This is a genomic window from Chengkuizengella marina, assembly GCF_009910845.1.
GTDB lineage: Bacteria > Bacillota > Bacilli > Paenibacillales > KCTC-33759 > Chengkuizengella > Chengkuizengella marina.
In genome coordinates this window covers 13,439-31,241 of sequence record NZ_SIJB01000059.1, presented here as the reverse complement: position 1 = coordinate 31,241, position 17,803 = coordinate 13,439, and the positions used below count along the sequence as shown (strand labels likewise).

Genomic DNA, 17,803 nt, shown 5'->3' with positions numbered 1-17,803 from the left:
TCCAACACTATTGCTTAAATTGGTAGATTTTAGATTTGTAGACTTTGGATCTATAGATTTCAAATTAGAAGAATTTAAATTTGATTCGTTCTCCACAATTTCTTCTTCAGGAACATAAACCTTATAGGTACCCCGATCGATCATTTTATATCCTTCTCGTTCTTGTGCATGTACCTCTGTTGAAGTGGAAACGATCATTGCGATCAAAATGATGAAAAGTATCATCCAAATCATAGAACTAGATAAAGTAACTCTTTTAATCATTGTCAAATTATTTCCTCCTCCTTAATTGAATTTGAAACCAGTTATTAAAATATCCTCCTCTCTTTATGAAAGCCCTTTCATATAAATAAATGATAAAAACTAATGTACTCCGTAATTCACATACTGACTGTGTCCTATTATTCACTTCTATATGGACCAGTCTTAGAGAAATCATAATCACTTTATTTAAAGTAGTTTGTTATAACTAACATGATACGTCAAATTGCATAATTATTCAACATAATCTTTCATCATTTTTTAAATTATATAAAATCTCAATAATAAACACTTACAACCTATTGTTTAAATACATCTTAAAAATAGGAATAATTGGTTATTGATATGATTTATCCAAGTTAATTTGTGTAATTATTTAACCTATTAACTTAAAAAAGCCACTCCTTTTAAGAGTGGCCTTTATCGGTCTTTACTCCAATGAATTAAATTAAATAGTATTTCTCCTTAATTAATATGCCCACCTGCGATTTGATATCGTGCATTAAATTCTTGTAAAAATTGATTTGCAATCTTTTCACTATGAATAATTAACATATTTTCATCATTTACATTGTTACCATTATTACTCCAATTCGTAGAACCCACTATGACAGTTGGATCACTAATTGTGTCTATATCTATTAGCATCGTCTTGCTATGGAGCTTTCTAGATTCATTATCTTTATAAACTGGAGCAGGATTTGCCCATCGATTATTTGGGTTCCCGGCACTTGACTGTGATGCAGTTCTTCCAGTCATATCAACACTTGCTGACCACCATTGATTCCAATAACTTGAATCAAATACACCTTTTACATCAAATCCAGTTAGCGTACCTTGTAAATCTGAATATGAACCTTCCCATTTGTATTTTAGTTCATCTAATATTTGTTGGTCACTCCAGGCAAATATCGTAAAGTAGGTATTGTATTGGGCTTCATTCTTAATAATTTCTTTAACCCGACCTAACGCATTGTCACCAGTTGAAAAATATACTTCTACTGTTACTCCGTTAACATCTACACTATGAGTAGTGTTATCTGTTTTTCGCGTATTAAAGTTAGCATTTACAGGATCAGGATGAAGTGTATTACTTCCCCACATTTCATTAAATTCAACTTCATAGATGGAAGCGAGTTCTGCACTATTTACTTCAACTACATGCTGTTGATTTCCATCTAAAGTCCCATTTGCCATATTCTCTTCAGAACCATAAAGTCCTGTTACTGTAAAGTTCCAACTTCCTGTAAATACCCATTGACCATCAATAATTGCAAACTTATTATGCATTTGAGTATTTGGTGAATAGTATGTGTTAGTTCCTTTTTCTTCAGCGTCTACAAACATATGGCCTGTTTGATCTGCACTTCCAACTTGAACAGTTACCTCAGGAAAATCACTAAAATTAGAAGGTAATCCATACTCTATTCTTTTTGTGGCATCTTCAACAACAAACATTGGGGAGTCTGAGAACACATTTATATCATCAGCTGTACCAATGACTCCATCTAGACCTCTGACCATTTTTTCTATATATAATCTCATTAATTCAAATCGTTCTATATAATTTGGGTCATCAGCTTTTTTAGAGTCAGCAATCAGCCTAACATCTACTCCTTCATTAGCTTTTAATATTAACGTATCTACAATTCTTGGTAAATTAATTTCATATAAGGCCATATCTATACGATTAGCAGCTTCATTTAATCGCTGAATTAAACGATCTTCTAAATTGATGTTATAATTAGCCACATTTTGAAAAATAGCGTATTCTTCTAAAGCACATTTATTAAAATATACGTTAATTGTTCCTACTTCATTTGAAACATTGTTTAATTGTTCTTCAGTAGTATTACAACTTCTCAATTCAGGTGTACTTCCAGGATCATCAATGGGTTCTTTCTCAGAATTTAATTGTTTAGGAGTACCAAGGCCTTCATTGTAAACAGCACTAGAATTTGTCCAATTTAATTCAGTTGAAGCTAACTTTGAATTCACTCTTTCCATTGTTGCCTTCGTACCATTATCTCCTGAATACCATTGATCAACTACATCTACTAGGTTATTATTGTCATCTCTCAACTCCAAATTTTCACTCGCATTACTTAATGCACCTGTATAAATTATATCTGCTGTTACATTTGAAACCGTATTATCATCCGTTCGTTCCAGCAAAAAGTAGTCATTAGCAGCAATCGTCCCACTTAATTGAATACTTGGAGTTCCATCAGTGGCATTTAGAAACCAGCCATCTAATGAAATTGGTGAATTGGTATTATTGTATAACTCTATCCACTCATCACTGCTGCTCACATTTGTACCCATCCATGCTATTTCATTAATGACCACATCCCCTTCAGCAGCATTTCCTGTTATTACATTAGGGATAAACATAGATAAAATTAAAGACAAAACAATTGGAAATATTTTTAAGTAATTCATCACTTAACATCTCCTTAGATAATTATAAAGAAAGCGCTTACATCTTTCTACATCATGATATCATGATCATTTTTGTATTTATACAAGTAATATATTACAGTTATTTGATTTAGATTCTTTTTTTAGTAAATATATCTATTTATATAAATATTTAAATTTTTTTTATAAGTCACAAATATATTAAGGCAACACTAAAAGGACTGATTCCAATGAAATCAGCCCTAACTTACTACCTAATAGAGTAACTTGTCTAATCTTATGAAGTCACTGCAAATTCATTTATGACTTAAAATTTAGTTAATTTATTTTATAACGTAACATTCCTTCAGGACTATCCTTTGTTTTGTAATCTATATAAAACATATAGTTATTTTCTAAGGAATAGATAAGGCTATAATAAGAATCAATTGGACTGATACCTTCAAAATCAGGCTCTCCTATTATCTCTTTTAACTGTGATGGAGACATATTTAGTTTTATATCCATCACCCCTATTTGATCTCCAGTCCCAAAGTAGAATATGCATCCATCATATTTGTAATATATAGTATGCATTTTTCCAATAAGATCAGGCTTACCAAACGAATTTAATATTTCTTGCTTAGACATCCCAATGGAAATATCTATTCCTGGTAATTCACCTGACTTAGCCAGTTCTAATAGGTTAGAATCAACAATTAATTCACATTTAAAATCAGTATAAGGATCTGTAGTTAATTGCACGTTTTCAATAGAATCTAAATCTGTATATCCTGAAATCATTAATACTGAAATTAAGAAGAATACCATCGCCCCTGATCTAACACGCACAACATTCACCCATTTCTTTTCTTTTAATTTCATATATATTCATAATTAATATAAAAGATTCAGGATTGTCTAAAATATCTCTAGTAAAACTATGACTTAAATTCAGAAGCAACTAATATATCAGAACTCATTAATAACTCTCTTAGATCTTTGCTTATATTTTCTGGTATAGTATAAATGGTATATGTTTCTTCAATTTTCATTAATGTACTTCGCTTTCCTTCACTTCCTAACCATAAATAATATCCTTGTGATTCAGAATCTGTATAAACCATTTTCATATTAAATTCAGGTGATGCCATATTAACAATTCCTGGTTCTTTTTCAGCTAGAGAAATTACTTTTTCAAACAACTCTACAGTTTCCCTCTCACTATAAATTTGTGAATTCTCCGTGTTAAACATACCAAATCCTAAGGATTTAGATATATGCACCTCAGAAATCTGCCCTTGTTCTGAGCAGCCAATCAATAAAACGATGAAAACTAACGTAATAAAAAATCTCATAACCTTCCACACCCTTTTTCAATTCTTTGATTTAAAGACGGTAAATAAGGGTAAAAAGTTTCAGTAGTAAATAAAATAAAATCAATTAAACTTGTACATCAAAAAAAATCTTACACCTTAAAAATGGCATAAGATTTTTTCTGACTATTTTCTTATTAATGGAACGGGTTGTTTATAAACATACTCTCTCCAAAAGCTCCATAAGTTGTGATTACATTGCTGCAATTCCCAAGCTTTATAACCCAGCATACGTACACAAATTCCTTGTTCACAAGTAAAACTAGCCCCTGCAAGTATATTAGGAGATTCACTCAAACTATCACGAATCAACTGTAACAAGTGTTCACTAACATATTTGGAAAATATCCAAAATGTACCCATATGAGTATAGTTTTCAAAAGCGCCCCACGTTTCAAATTGATGTTTTGAAGGATTTAAATGAAATCTGTCCCAAGCAATTAATTTATTTTTACGATAAACTTTCATCGTGTTAGTGAACGATTCATAATCAAAACGTTCACCTAAATGAATGCGTCCAGGTGTTAAAATTTCACTAGTTACAAGTGATGAATCTTCTTCTAAATGAAAGGTAGATTCTCCATGAAAACGACTATAAGCAAATGGAACTGTCGGTTCAGGAAAAAACTCTAGCAGCGCTCCCTTTTTTAATTCAAATCTCTGATTTAACTTGACCTCATTACCTTGTGAAGGATGTATTTTAGTATACGCTTGGTTCGTTAAATATACCTCTGTCTGTTCTCCAAGATCCATCTGAATATCATACTCGTCCCCATCTAACATCCCCGGTGAGCAATCCATTACACATATATATAGTTGTTTCGTATTTTCAAGTACGTGTGTTTTAGATATTTTTAAAGGGGTTTGATGAAATCGATCCACTAATGTAGTTCTACCATTTCGCACTTCAAATCTTCCTGTTAGTATACTCTTCCTTTTTTTTATTTTATGAGGGAGGGGGTTAAGAGCCATTAGCAATCACATTACTATTAAGTTCTAATTGCTGTTCAATCCACTGAACAATTTCATCCACACCTTCTTCACGAAGTAAATTGGAGAAAATAAAGGGACGATTTCCTCGCATCTTTTTTGTATCTTGATCCATAACTTCCAAACTTGCACCTACATGAGGAGCTAAATCCGTTTTATTAATTAATAATAAATCGGACCTTATAATCCCAGGTCCTCCCTTTCTAGGAATTTTCTCTCCTTGAGCTACATCAATAATGTAAATAAACCGATCCACCAATTCGGGACTAAATGCTGCAGCTAAATTATCTCCTCCACTTTCTATAAAAAGAATATCCAAATCTTGAAAACGTTCCTCTAACTCTTCTATCGCTTCAAAATTCATAGAAGCATCTTCTCTAATTGCTGTATGAGGACAGCCTCCAGTTTCTACTCCAACAATTCTTTCTGCTGGTAAAGCCCCTTTTCCTATTAAAATGTCTGCATCTTCTTTAGTATAAATGTCGTTTGTAATTACAGCTAAACTATACCTTTCTCTCAAACGTTTAGACAGTTTATCTACTAACTCTGTTTTTCCTGATCCTACTGGTCCTCCTATCCCAAATCGAAAAGGACGATTAGCTTCTGCTGCAGGGGTTTCCCATTGATGATGTGTATGATTTGATCCTTCACACATAATAAATCACTCCTTATTATTTTTAAGACATAAATAGCCTTGAATATAACGTTTCATGGTTCATAGCATATATTTCTTGTGCAGGCGCAAAAGAATGCAATAATTCAGGATTCATGTCCTTTACACTTTCCCATTCTTCTTCTATCACTGGTATTGAGCGACTGATGATAAATTGCCCGTCTGTTTGACCAATAGACATTAAACGCAGAGCACTATTCACAGTTGTTACAACATTTGTATAACAATAACCTTTTACCGTTTCATCTAAATCTATCCCTAAATGGTAGGTTACATAAGTATGAACCGTTGGTAATGTGATACTATTGTTTTCAATAAAAAACTTTTCAATTGGTTGAAAATCCATCCAAGGATATATGGTTTTAGCTAGCTTTAATAATCTCTTGCCCATTTTAAGCAATGCTTCTCTTGATTCTCTTGCTACTCGTTGAACATTTAAAATTCTGTCAAATAAGAAGACTTTGTCATAATCATTTTGCTCTAGCGATTCATAAATTCCTTTTATCCCTAAACTTTCAAATCGAACTAAGGAATGATGAAGTTGCGAGTGTACTAAACTCTCAAGATCCTCTAAACTCTTTATTTTTCCATCTTGAATATAGGTTTCTAAACCAAAAGAATGAGAGAACCCACCTATTGGAAGTGCAGAATCTAAGATTTGTACGTAAAATAAAAGTTTTGAATCACTATTCATTCTGACTCCTCCTTATTAGTATAAAAAATAGCGTTGTGCCATAGGAACAATTTCAGCAGGCTCACAGCTAATCTTTTCACCGTCTAGTTTCACTTCATACGTTTCAGGATTCACCTTAATATTAGGCGTATGATGATTATGAATCATATCCCTTTTACCAATGCCGCGACAATTTTTCACTGGAGCAATTTGTTTCTTTAAATTTAAAGTTTTATGAATGCCTAGTTCATAAGCAGCTTGAGAAATAAAGGTAAAAGAGGAATGATGTTTGGCTTGACCAAATGAACCAAACATATTCCTGCCATAATAGGGCTGTGGTGTTGGAATAGAGGCATTTGCATCACCCATTTGAGCGTAGGTAATCATCCCACCTTTCAATATCAATTCGGGTTTCACTCCAAAAAATGCAGGTTTCCATAAAACTAGATCCGCCCACTTGCCCACTTCAACAGAACCTACTAGATGAGAGAGTCCATGAGTTATTGCAGGATTTATAGTATATTTCGCAACATAACGTTTAATTCGAAAATTATCATTTTCTGCATTTGATTGATTTTCATTATTTATAACACCAAATTGTTTCTTCATTTTGTCCGCAGTCTGCCAAGTTCTTATGATGACTTCCCCTACTCTACCCATGGCTTGTGAGTCTGAACTAATGATACTGAAAACTCCTCTGTCATGAAGAATGTCTTCTGCTGCAATTGTTTCAGGGCGAATGCGTGAATCAGCAAACGCTACATCTTCCGGAATTGAACTGTCTAAATGATGGCACACCATCAACATATCTAAATGTTCATCAATTGTATTTACCGTAAAGGGTCTTGTCGGATTCGTTGAAGAAGGAATAATATGGGGCTCTCCAGCAGCTCTTATAATGTCTGGTGCATGACCACCACCTGCACCTTCTGTGTGATAAGTATGTATTGTTCTTCCATTTATAGCTGCTAATGTATCTTCCACAAAACCAGATTCATTCAATGTATCTGTGTGAATCGCAACTTGGACGTCGTAATCATCTGCTACAGACAAACAATTATCGATTGCTGAAGGAGTAGTTCCCCAATCTTCATGAAGCTTTAATCCAATTGCACCTGCTTTTACTTGTTCAACTAAAGGTTCAGGTTGAGAACTATTCCCTTTTCCTAGAAATCCAAGGTTCATTGGGAATGCTTCAGCAGCTTCAAGCATCCGATGTATATTCCAAGGTCCTGGTGTACAAGTTGTTGCATTGGTTCCAGTCGCAGGTCCAGTTCCTCCTCCAATCATGGTAGTGATTCCTGAAGCGAGAGCGGTTTCAATTTGTTGTGGACATATAAAATGAATATGACAGTCCACTCCTCCAGCTGTCACAATGGTACCTTCCCCTGCTATCACCTCAGTTCCAGCACCTATAATCATACCTTCATCAACACCATCCATGGTGTGTGGATTTCCTGCTTTGCCTATCCCAACAATTTTTCCATTTCGAATACCAATGTCTGCTTTTACAATTCCCCAGTGATCCAAAATCACTGCATTCGTAATGACAAGGTCCAGCACTCCTTCCCCTTGTGAAGCAGTGGAAGATTGCCCCATCCCGTCACGAATCACCTTTCCACCACCAAATTTACACTCATCTCCATAAACGGTATGATCTTGCTCAATTGTTGCCCACAATTCAGTATCCGCCAATCGAATAGAATCCCCAGTTGTTGGGCCGTATAATGAGGCGTATTGTGATCTAGGAATATTATTCAAGTGTTTTAATCCCCTTCCACTTTTCAATTTTTTCTATTAACTTTGAACGATCTGGAGAAGGTTTCAATTTTCCATTCACTAAATTATTTAAACCATAAACAACCTTCATCCCTCCCATTTCTACCAAGGGAACAGGTTTCTCTTCCCCAGGTTCAAAGCGAATCGCCATTCCAGCTGGAATGTTTAACCTCATGCCATAACTTTGATAACGATCAAATTCAAGTGCACTATTCACTTCAAAAAAATGAAAATGAGAGCCTACTTGAATAGGTCGATCTCCTTTATTAATAACTAACAGTTCCATTGTCTTTCGGTTTTTGTTTAGTACTATTGATTCATTTGAGTATCGATATTCACCTGGTATCATATATATCCTCCTAATTATCGGATAGGTTCATGTACGGTAACCAACTTTGTGCCATCTGGAAATGTAGCTTCTACTTGTACTTCTGGAACCATTTCAGGCACACCCTCCATCACATCTTCTCGTTTAATGAAATTGCCCCCTAATCTCATTAATTCTGCTACTGTTTTTCCTTCCCTAGCACCTTCTAAAATTTCTGAAGTGATCATAGCTACAGCCTCAGGATAATTCAATTTAATTCCTCGTTCTTTTCTTTTTCTCGCTACTTCAGCAGCTACACTAATCAGAAGCATATCTTTTTCACGTGGAGTTAAATGCATAGCTTACCTCCTTTAATTAAAAATGGAAATAGATTATAGCTTAATGTTATATATTATAACATCTATATTTAACTCGCGCATGATTTTATGTTATTTTTTATAAAAAAAAGGAATTTATATGCCATTTAACGGAGTGAACTTTATTTTATACGTCATGTAACTTAACACAATATAAACTTAAATAAATTATGACTCACTAACGATTAATTCATAAGTCTTACTTATTTCATCAAAAATCACTTTGAAAACAAAATAAAAAAGCACTGCTAAGAGTGCTATTGGTCTCTAAGATTTCCCATATATTGAACATATAATCCTCTTTTAATTATAGTCTATTTAATAAAACAAAGATAAACCGTTTATAAAAAAGATGCATCAAAACAATTGATTTAGATTAAATATTATTAGTGCTGTGGTTTTAAAAAAAGAGCGATCAATCTTATATTCTACAAATGGGACATATGTTAATTTAAAAGAAAGATTTATCATTTAAAACAAAGTTTGATCATATGTAAAAAAATTGATCAAAACTAGTATAATAATATTAAATTTCATTGATAATATAGGATTCTGGTGGGTTCAAAATAATCAAACTTTTTTATAAAAACGCATTATGTTTCAATAAGAAAACCATTTTTTGATCAATCTTTTTATTAATAAATTTTTTCTGTATAGTTTAGCCACTCTACTTCAAAACTTTGCCATTAGTTATGCATCTTTCTATAATTGAAAAATCAGCACTTCCTATACAACCGTTCCCAGTACCAGTACACTCAACCCTAATATTAGTTACACATTTAAAAGCAATACTTAAAATATTTGGGGTAGACATATCATTCGAGGGAGGAATTTCTAACGGAGTATTCACCTCATTTGCCGTAACGATTACATTCAATCCACATTCAGAATCTGCCTCTAAAGTAATTTCTCCAATTATTGTAACTCCCATGTTTGAGTTAAAAATGTTAAATGAGTCACCACAGGCTAGATCAAATCCTGGAGAAACTGTATCAATTTCAACGGGGCAACAATCACAACTAACAGATATTTCTTTATCTTTACAATCTTTTATACTTTCCCTTTTCCAGGGAGCTACATAATATTTACTCATAATAAACCACTCCTTCATCAACATATTATTGCATTGTTGATGGTTTTGACTGTGCAGATGTCTAAATAATAAAAAAAGGGCTAAATGTGATTAAAAACCGAAATATTTGTTCAAATAGCAATTTTGTTAAATGATCAAACGTTATTTTAAACAAACACCATATTGTGGAAGAAATCTACTGACCAGCAACTTACTAGTTTATTGTTTAACATAGTTGAGCTTTTCATTTTATTATTTATAAAAATTATAAAAAACAATGTTTACTACTTTCAGTTCCAATATATTTTAACCCTCATTAATATCTATAAAATAGGAGAAAGCAGACGTGATACTCCTTCTTTAAATTTAATAAATAACGACCTTTGATTATATTTTTCAAGTGTTAGTTCTGAACTTTGCAATGAATCTTGAATAAACATATCATATAATTTTTCAGCCACTTTTTCATCATAAACAATCGCATTTACTTCAAAATTTAATTTAAAGCTGCGCATGTCAATATTTGTAGTACCAACCGAAGCAACTTCATGATCGACTACAATTGTTTTTGCATGTAGAAATCCATTCTCGTATAACAATACTTTTGCCCCATACTTTAACAATTCCCCAACATGTAACAAAGTAGCCCAATATACAAAGGGATGATCTGGTTTATTAGGTATCATAATTCGCAGATCAACTCCAGTTAATAAAGCCATTTTACATGCATCCATAAAACTTGCATCAGGAATAAAATAAGGAGTCTGAATATATACACTTTTTTTTGCAGACATGATTAACTTAATATACATGTATTTAAGATGTTCTGTTTCAGAGTGAGGTCCGCTATCCACGATCTGAACCGGACTACTTCCAGTATGTTTCTTACTTTGGAACATAAATTGTTCAATATGATGATTATACTGTCTCTTTGCTTGATACCAATCTAAAATAAATCTTCCTTGAATATGATCTACAGCTTCCCCTCTCATTCTTAAATGAGTGTCTCTCCAATAACCGAACTTTTTATTCTTTCCTAAATACTCGTCCCCGACATTAAAACCACCAATGTACGCTACTTTTCCATCAATGATACACAGTTTACGGTGATTTCTATTGTTAATTCGAAAATTAATTAATTTTAAAAAGGACGGGAAAAACACTTCAACCTCCCCACCATTGGAAACAAGTTCTTTAAAGAAGGAAGATTTGATTTTCCTTGAACCAATTTCATCATACAAAACACGAACTTTTAAACCTTGCTTCGCCTTTTTAAGAAGCTCATCTCGAAGCTTCAATCCTAGGGAGTCTGGTTGGATGATGTAATATTGTATATTGATTTCTGCTTTAGCAGCTTTTATATCACTAAACAATGCATCGAATTTATCTTGACCATCATTAAAAATTTCAATTTCATTATCTGTTGAGATTAGTGCAGTCGCTGACTTTAAATTCATTAAAAGTAATTTATTTTGTTTGTTCATTAAATCATTTTTATTGAATTCATTACTATATTTTAACTTTTGTACTTGTTCATCTACTGCTGATTTGAGATAACTTTCTTCTTCAGAAGACAAGTGGTAAAAATTCTTTTTCTTCACTTGCCGGCCAAAAAACAAATAACATAAAAACCCTAAAATAGGGATAAACAAAAATATCATCAACCATGCCCAGGTTGAAGCAATATTTCTTCTTTCAATAAAGATAACGAGTCCTGCAAGTAATATATTTATGATAGTAATCAATGATACAACAATTGTGCTGATATTATTAAATTCCATCTTAATACTCCCTTAACAGCTGTATAATAACTTTGTGCATATATTCATTTCGAATTATAGTATTACCAATTATGTAGAAAAGAAGAAGAATTGTAAAGGTAATTTTTATCAAAATTCACCAATAACTTTTAAAATTCGAGATCAAATCTAGCTGAAAATTGGTTTATTGTTACAATTCTCAATTTATACGCTATAATATTATAGTTAGTGTATATCGAAAAAATACAAAGGAGATGAAAAATGGCAAAAGTCTTTTCTATTTTTAAAAATGGTAATTATACTAAATTATTTCTAGCCAATTTAACTTCACAAATGGGCACAGTGATTGGATTAACTGCTTTTATGTTCTACTTATTAGATCGCTTTTCCAATCAACCTTCCTATGCAACACTCAATGAAATGATGTATTCTTTACCCACTTTATTTGTATTTTGGCTTATTGGTGTGTTAGCTGATCGAATGGATCGACAAAAAATCGCAATTTATACAGATTGGATTCGAGCTATATTATCTATTTGTTTTCTAGTATCCATTTGGATTGGTTGGATTCCGCTAATTTTTTTCATCATCTTTTTAAGAAGTGCAGTACAGAAATTTTTCTTTCCTGCTGAACAAGCCATTGTCCAAGGTATTTTGAAAGAAAATGAGTATACGACTGCAGCAGGATTAAATCAAATGGTAAATAGCTTGTTTATGTTATTTGGCAGTGCGTTAGGGGCTATTACCTATTGGACATTTGGTATTGAAGGTGCCATTATCGTTGATACTATTTCTTTTGTCATCAGTGCTCTTCTTTTACATGCTTGTAAAATACCTGAAAATGTTCGCTTGCCAAATGGAAAAAATAAGCTAAAGGATCTTCAATTTTCAACTGTCTTTAAGGACTTTAAAGATGGCATGCAATATATTTTTAAAAATAGATTATTGTTTTCTTTAATTATTGGATTTATTGTTTTTGGAGTAGTGAATGGAGGATTTTCAGTTATCCCCATATTTATTCTTAAATATAAATTAGCACCTGATACATATGAACAAATGTCCGTTATTTTAGGCATTGTATTCGGTATTGCAGTATTAATTGGGAGTATTACCGCTTCCATTATTGCTCAAAAAGTAAAGTTATATAAACTTATCATTTGGGGTCTGCTCGTATGTGGTTCGTTTATAGCTTTATCATCATATACGGATTCAATTCTCATATTTTTCTCTCTATCATTCATAGTTGGCTTGAGTCTACCATTTATTAACGTAGCTATTGGAGGTTGGCTTCCAAAAATTGTTGATCCAAAAATGATGGGTCGTGTTCAAGGCTGGCTTGATCCTTTAATGATGTTAGCCCAAACAATAACACTTGGTGTCATAGCTGCTACCTTCCCAACAATAATGAATCTTAGGGGATTATTTTGGCTCGTTGGGGGTTGTACAATTATGGTTGGTATCTTCTATGCCATTGTATTACCAAAATTTGAAAAGCACAAGTCTACTGCAACAGCTGAACACAACGTACAAGAGCCAAGTATCTCTTGACCCTGATCTTGTCTAAAACTATATTTTTACCTATACAAAAACCTCCTAGTTAGTTTAATTAGATTATTTTTTAAAACTATTTCCAGGAGGTTTTTTTAGATTTTAGTTATTAACTGAATTCAATTGATCTTCGTTTCATTTGTGGTGCCATCATCCCATACGCGATATTCACAAATCTCTCCTTCTTCACCACAAACATAGTACATTACAAAATGATTTGTTAACTCATCAGCACTCCACTCTACAAATAACTGAGCACCTATATCTCCACTAGAAAACCCATCAAAATCAATAGCATCTGATTGAGATTCTGCATCAAAGACATGATTTGTAGATGTCAATAAGTCATATTTCCACATCACTAGATCATCTAATGGAGAGATAATCTCAGCATATTGATCTCCAAATAATGCAGAAATATTCCCTTTAGATAATCCAATTTGCAAACCCTCTTGGATCGTGCTGATCTCTTTATCATAAATAGAACTAAATGTTTCTTCTGAAGGTTCCTCCATATCTTGTTCTACATCCTTGGAATCCTCAGCAGCTTCCTTTTCCAAATTTTCCTCTTGATTCAACTCTTTTTCTTGAGATTCTTGAGCAACTTCACTATTTTGTGTATTTGATTCATTCTCTACTACAGCCTCTTCCTGACTGCTACAACCATATAAAAACAAACTACTTAGAACAACTACAAATAACATAACAAATAATGATTGTTTCATTAATTTCTCCTACCCCCATTAATTCTGTAATATATTTTGTGTCTAATTACTACTATATATTAATAGACTCTTTAATCCTTAAAATGTTGCTAAATATAGCATAAAATATCCAATTTTTTAGATGAAACTGATCATGTTTATTTTCGTATTAAAGTTATATAAGACAAGAGAGGAATATTAAATGATTGTAACAACAACAAATACACTGCAAAATAAAGAAGTTGAATCCTATTTAGGTATTGTCGTAGGTGAAACGATCATGGGAGCAAATATTGTACGTGACTTTTTAGCTGGGATTACCGATATTGTTGGTGGGCGTAGTGGAACTTATGAAAATAAACTTTCAGAGGGACGTGAAATTGCTATAGAAGAGATGAAACAAAAAGCAAGCCGTTTAGGTGCAAATGCTGTCATTGGAGTTGACCTAGATTTTGAAACATTACGTGATGGAATGATGATGGTTGTAGCTTCCGGAACTGCAGTAAAAATAAAAGAGTAATATAACATTAAAGAATACTTTATATAATAATAAAGCATAAAATAAAGCCGTTATTTCTTTATAACTAAAGATAACCGGCTTTATTTGTACAAATCTTACCCATCATTTAGATTCCAATACATTTATTCATCACTAGTAAAACCCACACTATGTACGAGCCAACTTCCAATAAAACCAATAATCGCCCCGATGGAACAAATGATAACTCCTTGTTCAAACTGGCTCAAAAAAAAATAAAAACCTACTCCCCAAGCTAAACTAAATATTGTTTTTAAAATTAAAAAATTTTCTTTGTGATAAATAAACAATAAACCGATAAGTAATATTCCAAAAAGCCACCAAGATTTTAGCATCGCTCCAGCAAGAATAGACACGAGTAAAATTTCTAACATGATTATGTTGAAGCCTTTTTCAATAATGATCGATTTTGATTTCTTTCTATTCATTTCATTAACCTGCATAGAAAACTGCTTTCTTTTTTCATTTTGCGAAAATTTACGTGTAGATAGTTGAATAGTTTCAAATTTTTTTAAACGAATGGCCTTTATTAAAATGTCCTTTAAATCAATTGACTTCTAAAGGAACTTCCATTATTTTATTATAAAGTGAACCTTTGTTTATTGTAGAGATGAAACTAAATTATGAGGTGATTAAAATGGAAAAAGCAACATTTGGTGCAGGTTGTTTCTGGGGAGTTGAGGCAACTTTTCAAAAAATAAATGGAGTATCAAAAACGGAAGTAGGATATTTAGGAGGAAAAAAAGAAAATCCTACTTATAAAGAGGTATGCACAGGGAATACTGGACACGCAGAAGTTGTACAATTGGAATTTGATCCAAATATAGTATCCTACGAAGATTTATTAGAAGTATTTTGGGAGAATCACAATCCAACTACACTGAACAGACAAGGACCTGACATTGGCACACAATACCGTTCGGCAATATTTTATCATTCTGAAGGGCAAAAAGAAGCTGCAAATCAATCCAAACAAAAAAAGCAGGCCAGTGGAAAATACAAAAAAGATATTGTAACAGAGATTACACCTGCCTCCACTTTTTATAAAGCTGAGGAATACCATCAAAAGTACTTAGAGAAAAAAGGCCAAGACAGTTGTCATTTTTAAAAGGTTTGTTATACCTTGATATATAAGACTCCAAAAGGTCTGACGTGAATTATAATGAAATTTAGTCAGACCTTTAATCTTTTTTCGGCAGCAACAGAGTAAATGTCGTACCTTGATTTGAAGATTCTTTTAATTTCAAATCCCCTTTTTGTGCGCCCGCTAATATTTTACTCAAAGATAAACCTAACCCTAAACCTCTAACCGTATCTTTTTTCTCAGAACCTCTAAAAAATCTTTCAAAAATATTAGCTTGTTCTTCAATTGGAATACCTGATCCTGAATCTGTAACATCTATGGCAACAAATTGTGCATCGTATGGATATACTTTTAAAACGACCTTTTTCTCTTCCTTCATAGCAGCTTGACTATTTTTCAATAAGTTAAAAAGTACTTGTTTGATTCTTAACGGATCACCTTCAGCAAAAAGTTCTTGTTCAGGTATAGATAAAGTCATTGAAACCTCTTCATCCATCACTCTCCACTGTTTTGCAACAGCATGGACTATTGTGTTCAAATTTACTTTTTGAATATCTAAGTGAATAACACCTGCCGCATAAGAATTAAAATCTAATAAGTCTTCGACCATTAATTGAAGTCGATTGGATTCTTGCAAGGCTAGTTGAAGAAACTCTTCTTCCTCTTCTTTGGTAACTACTTTATCTTTAACAGCTTGAACTAAACCTGAAATAGAAGTCACAGGAGTTTTTATTTCATGTGTTACTCCCGCGAGTAATTCTGTTCTTAATGTTTCGAGACTTTTTAAACGAGCTGCCATATCTTCAAAAGATTGATTAAGTTCATTTAATTCTTTTTCTTTAAAATTTTTGTTTAACTGAATTTCATAGTTCCCTTGTCGAATTTGCACTGCTGCGTCTGCAACTAAACGAATCGGATTCGTTAGTTTTTTTAATAACCAATAAATAATAATCCAGCCAGTCACACTTAAACTAATAAAACTGATAATAAGAACACTAAATTGAAAATTTGATTTATCTCCTAAAAGGCTATTTTGAGGAATAATCATACTCACATAACCAATAATTTGTTCTCCGCTAATGATGGGGGTCACAATATGATATAAGTCTCCTGTGAAAAGTTTTAACTGTATTTTTTCAGTCGTTTGCTGATCTACTTCCTTGAAGCTCATTACACGTACTCTAGAACCTTTTAGCCCTTTGATCATACTTCCATCTTGATATAATAACTTTCCAGATGAGTGATAAATTTGAAGTATACCTGCATTATTTATTGAGTTAGAACGTTTGAGCTTCTCCATAAAAAGGGAGAGAGTCCTTGGATTTTCCAAAATCAACTCTTCATTTACTGAAAGGCTACTTGAAATATATCTAGCATCTCCCTCCCTGAGATTCAATTCATTTTGTATCGTAGAATACTTAATCCAATAGCCTAAAAAGATCGCGATCATTACGAGAATAAAAAGCAAAATTAGGAAATAACGGATGGTCCAATATTTTAATAATGGGACTAGTTTCCTCTCACTGTTCTTTGACACTAAATTGATACCCCAATCCTCTTAATGTTTTAATTCCACCTTCAGTTGCAGGCCAATCTTTTAGAGACTTTCGTATTCGTTTTATAGAAAGATCCACAGCTCTATCACTGCCATCATAATCCATTCCCCAAACTAGATCAAGTAATTGTTCCCTTGAAAAGGTCTGATTTGGATGTTGAACAAAAAAAATAAGTAAAGATAAATCTCTAGGGTTCATTTCAATATATTGATTATGTAAAGTAACGGAATGGGCTCCTATATCAACAACTAAACTTCCTAAACGAAACTCCTCATTAGATTCCATGATTTTATTAGGTCTTCTTAACACTGCCCTAATTCTTGCGATCACTTCATCAGGATCAAAAGGTTTAACGATATAATCATCTGCCCCCTGTTCTAAACCTGATAAACGATTTTCAATTTGACCCAATGCCGTTAACATGATAACAGGACATGTGCTTTTTGCTCTAATTTGTTTTAGGATATCCCATCCGCTTCCATTTGGAAGCATCACATCCAATAAAACTAAATCCGGTTTCACTTTCTCAAACTGTTCCATTGCTTCTAATGCATCGTATGCAAGTTCAACTTGATAATTCGCTTTTCTAATATACACCGTAAGTACACGAGATATCGCAATTTCATCTTCTACAACTAAAATCGTTTTCATGATATACCTCATTTATTATTCATTCTTTATTATCGTAACAATAAGAAGATTAAA

The 17,803-nt window shown here is 32.7% G+C and carries 19 protein-coding genes; 3 read left to right on the top strand and 16 right to left on the bottom strand.

Annotated features, from left to right (window positions below):
• The 12 genes from ERL59_RS19740 to cls all read right to left on the bottom strand — a co-directional run.
• The coding region (locus ERL59_RS19740; RefSeq protein ID WP_160647954.1) for a hypothetical protein at window positions 1-270 on the bottom strand (270 nt) is incomplete at its 3' end.
• Window positions 271-726: 456 nt separating this feature from the next.
• Window positions 727-2,703 (bottom strand): phospholipase D-like domain-containing protein, encoded by a 1,977-nt coding sequence (locus tag ERL59_RS19735; protein WP_160647953.1) that lies wholly within the window; start codon window positions 2,701-2,703, stop codon window positions 727-729.
• Between the two features lie 297 nt (window positions 2,704-3,000).
• Window positions 3,001-3,513: a DUF4309 domain-containing protein gene (locus ERL59_RS21195; protein ID WP_160647952.1), complete on the bottom strand. Its 513-nt coding sequence runs from the start codon at window positions 3,511-3,513 to the stop codon at window positions 3,001-3,003.
• An 89-nt stretch (window positions 3,514-3,602) separates the two neighbouring features.
• Complete coding sequence (locus tag ERL59_RS19725) at window positions 3,603-4,019, bottom strand: hypothetical protein (RefSeq protein WP_160647951.1); 417 nt, start codon at window positions 4,017-4,019, stop codon at window positions 3,603-3,605.
• Between the two features lie 144 nt (window positions 4,020-4,163).
• A complete protein-coding gene (locus ERL59_RS19720) occupies window positions 4,164-4,943 on the bottom strand; it encodes an urease accessory protein UreD (protein ID WP_160647950.1) in 780 nt (259 codons plus the stop codon).
• 55 nt (window positions 4,944-4,998) lie between these two features.
• On the bottom strand, window positions 4,999-5,682 hold the full coding sequence (gene ureG, locus ERL59_RS19715; protein WP_160647949.1) for an urease accessory protein UreG: 684 nt from the start codon (window positions 5,680-5,682) through the stop codon (window positions 4,999-5,001).
• A gap of 22 nt (window positions 5,683-5,704) precedes the next feature.
• Window positions 5,705-6,394 (bottom strand): urease accessory protein UreF, encoded by a 690-nt coding sequence (locus tag ERL59_RS19710; protein WP_160647948.1) that lies wholly within the window; start codon window positions 6,392-6,394, stop codon window positions 5,705-5,707.
• Window positions 6,395-6,409: 15 nt separating this feature from the next.
• Window positions 6,410-8,134 (bottom strand): urease subunit alpha, encoded by a 1,725-nt coding sequence (gene ureC, locus ERL59_RS19705; protein WP_160647947.1) that lies wholly within the window; start codon window positions 8,132-8,134, stop codon window positions 6,410-6,412.
• A complete protein-coding gene (locus tag ERL59_RS19700; protein ID WP_160647946.1) occupies window positions 8,127-8,501 on the bottom strand; it encodes an urease subunit beta in 375 nt (124 codons plus the stop codon). Before ERL59_RS19700 ends, ureC begins: the two co-directional genes overlap by 8 nt.
• 14 nt (window positions 8,502-8,515) lie before the next feature.
• Complete coding sequence (locus ERL59_RS19695; protein WP_160647945.1) at window positions 8,516-8,818, bottom strand: urease subunit gamma; 303 nt, start codon at window positions 8,816-8,818, stop codon at window positions 8,516-8,518.
• 685 nt (window positions 8,819-9,503) lie between these two features.
• The gene (locus ERL59_RS19690) at window positions 9,504-9,929 is read right to left on the bottom strand and encodes a hypothetical protein (protein WP_160647944.1); all 426 of its coding nucleotides are present in this window, start codon (window positions 9,927-9,929) and stop codon (window positions 9,504-9,506) included.
• A gap of 302 nt (window positions 9,930-10,231) precedes the next feature.
• The gene (gene cls, locus ERL59_RS19685; RefSeq protein ID WP_160647943.1) at window positions 10,232-11,689 is read right to left on the bottom strand and encodes a cardiolipin synthase; all 1,458 of its coding nucleotides are present in this window, start codon (window positions 11,687-11,689) and stop codon (window positions 10,232-10,234) included.
• A gap of 240 nt (window positions 11,690-11,929) precedes the next feature.
• Between cls and ERL59_RS19680 the strand changes: the two genes are divergently transcribed.
• Window positions 11,930-13,216, top strand: coding sequence for an MFS transporter (locus tag ERL59_RS19680; RefSeq protein ID WP_160647942.1), 1,287 nt, complete (start codon window positions 11,930-11,932; stop codon window positions 13,214-13,216).
• Window positions 13,217-13,335: 119 nt separating this feature from the next.
• On the opposite strand, the gene ERL59_RS19675 is transcribed toward ERL59_RS19680, so the two are convergent.
• Window positions 13,336-13,941, bottom strand: coding sequence for a hypothetical protein (locus ERL59_RS19675; RefSeq protein ID WP_160647941.1), 606 nt, complete (start codon window positions 13,939-13,941; stop codon window positions 13,336-13,338).
• A 181-nt stretch (window positions 13,942-14,122) separates the two neighbouring features.
• Here ERL59_RS19675 and ERL59_RS19670 point away from each other — a divergent pair, with 181 nt between their 5' ends.
• Window positions 14,123-14,440: a YbjQ family protein gene (locus ERL59_RS19670; RefSeq protein ID WP_160647940.1), complete on the top strand. Its 318-nt coding sequence runs from the start codon at window positions 14,123-14,125 to the stop codon at window positions 14,438-14,440.
• A gap of 122 nt (window positions 14,441-14,562) precedes the next feature.
• On the opposite strand, the gene ERL59_RS19665 is transcribed toward ERL59_RS19670, so the two are convergent.
• Window positions 14,563-14,886 carry a hypothetical protein gene (locus tag ERL59_RS19665; RefSeq protein ID WP_160647939.1) on the bottom strand — a complete coding sequence of 108 codons (324 nt, stop codon included), beginning with the start codon at window positions 14,884-14,886 and terminating at the stop codon, window positions 14,563-14,565.
• A 209-nt stretch (window positions 14,887-15,095) separates the two neighbouring features.
• Here ERL59_RS19665 and msrA point away from each other — a divergent pair, with 209 nt between their 5' ends.
• Window positions 15,096-15,566 (top strand): peptide-methionine (S)-S-oxide reductase MsrA, encoded by a 471-nt coding sequence (gene msrA, locus ERL59_RS19660; RefSeq protein WP_160647938.1) that lies wholly within the window; start codon window positions 15,096-15,098, stop codon window positions 15,564-15,566.
• Window positions 15,567-15,639: 73 nt separating this feature from the next.
• Here msrA and ERL59_RS19655 read toward each other — a convergent pair whose 3' ends face one another.
• Window positions 15,640-17,079, bottom strand: a complete 1,440-nt coding sequence (locus ERL59_RS19655) for an ATP-binding protein (protein ID WP_160647937.1) — start codon at window positions 17,077-17,079, stop codon at window positions 15,640-15,642.
• On the bottom strand, window positions 17,063-17,749 hold the full coding sequence (locus ERL59_RS19650) for a response regulator transcription factor (protein WP_160647936.1): 687 nt from the start codon (window positions 17,747-17,749) through the stop codon (window positions 17,063-17,065). The genes ERL59_RS19655 and ERL59_RS19650 overlap by 17 nt, the downstream gene beginning before the upstream one ends.
• Between the last annotated feature and the right edge of the window lie 54 nt (window positions 17,750-17,803).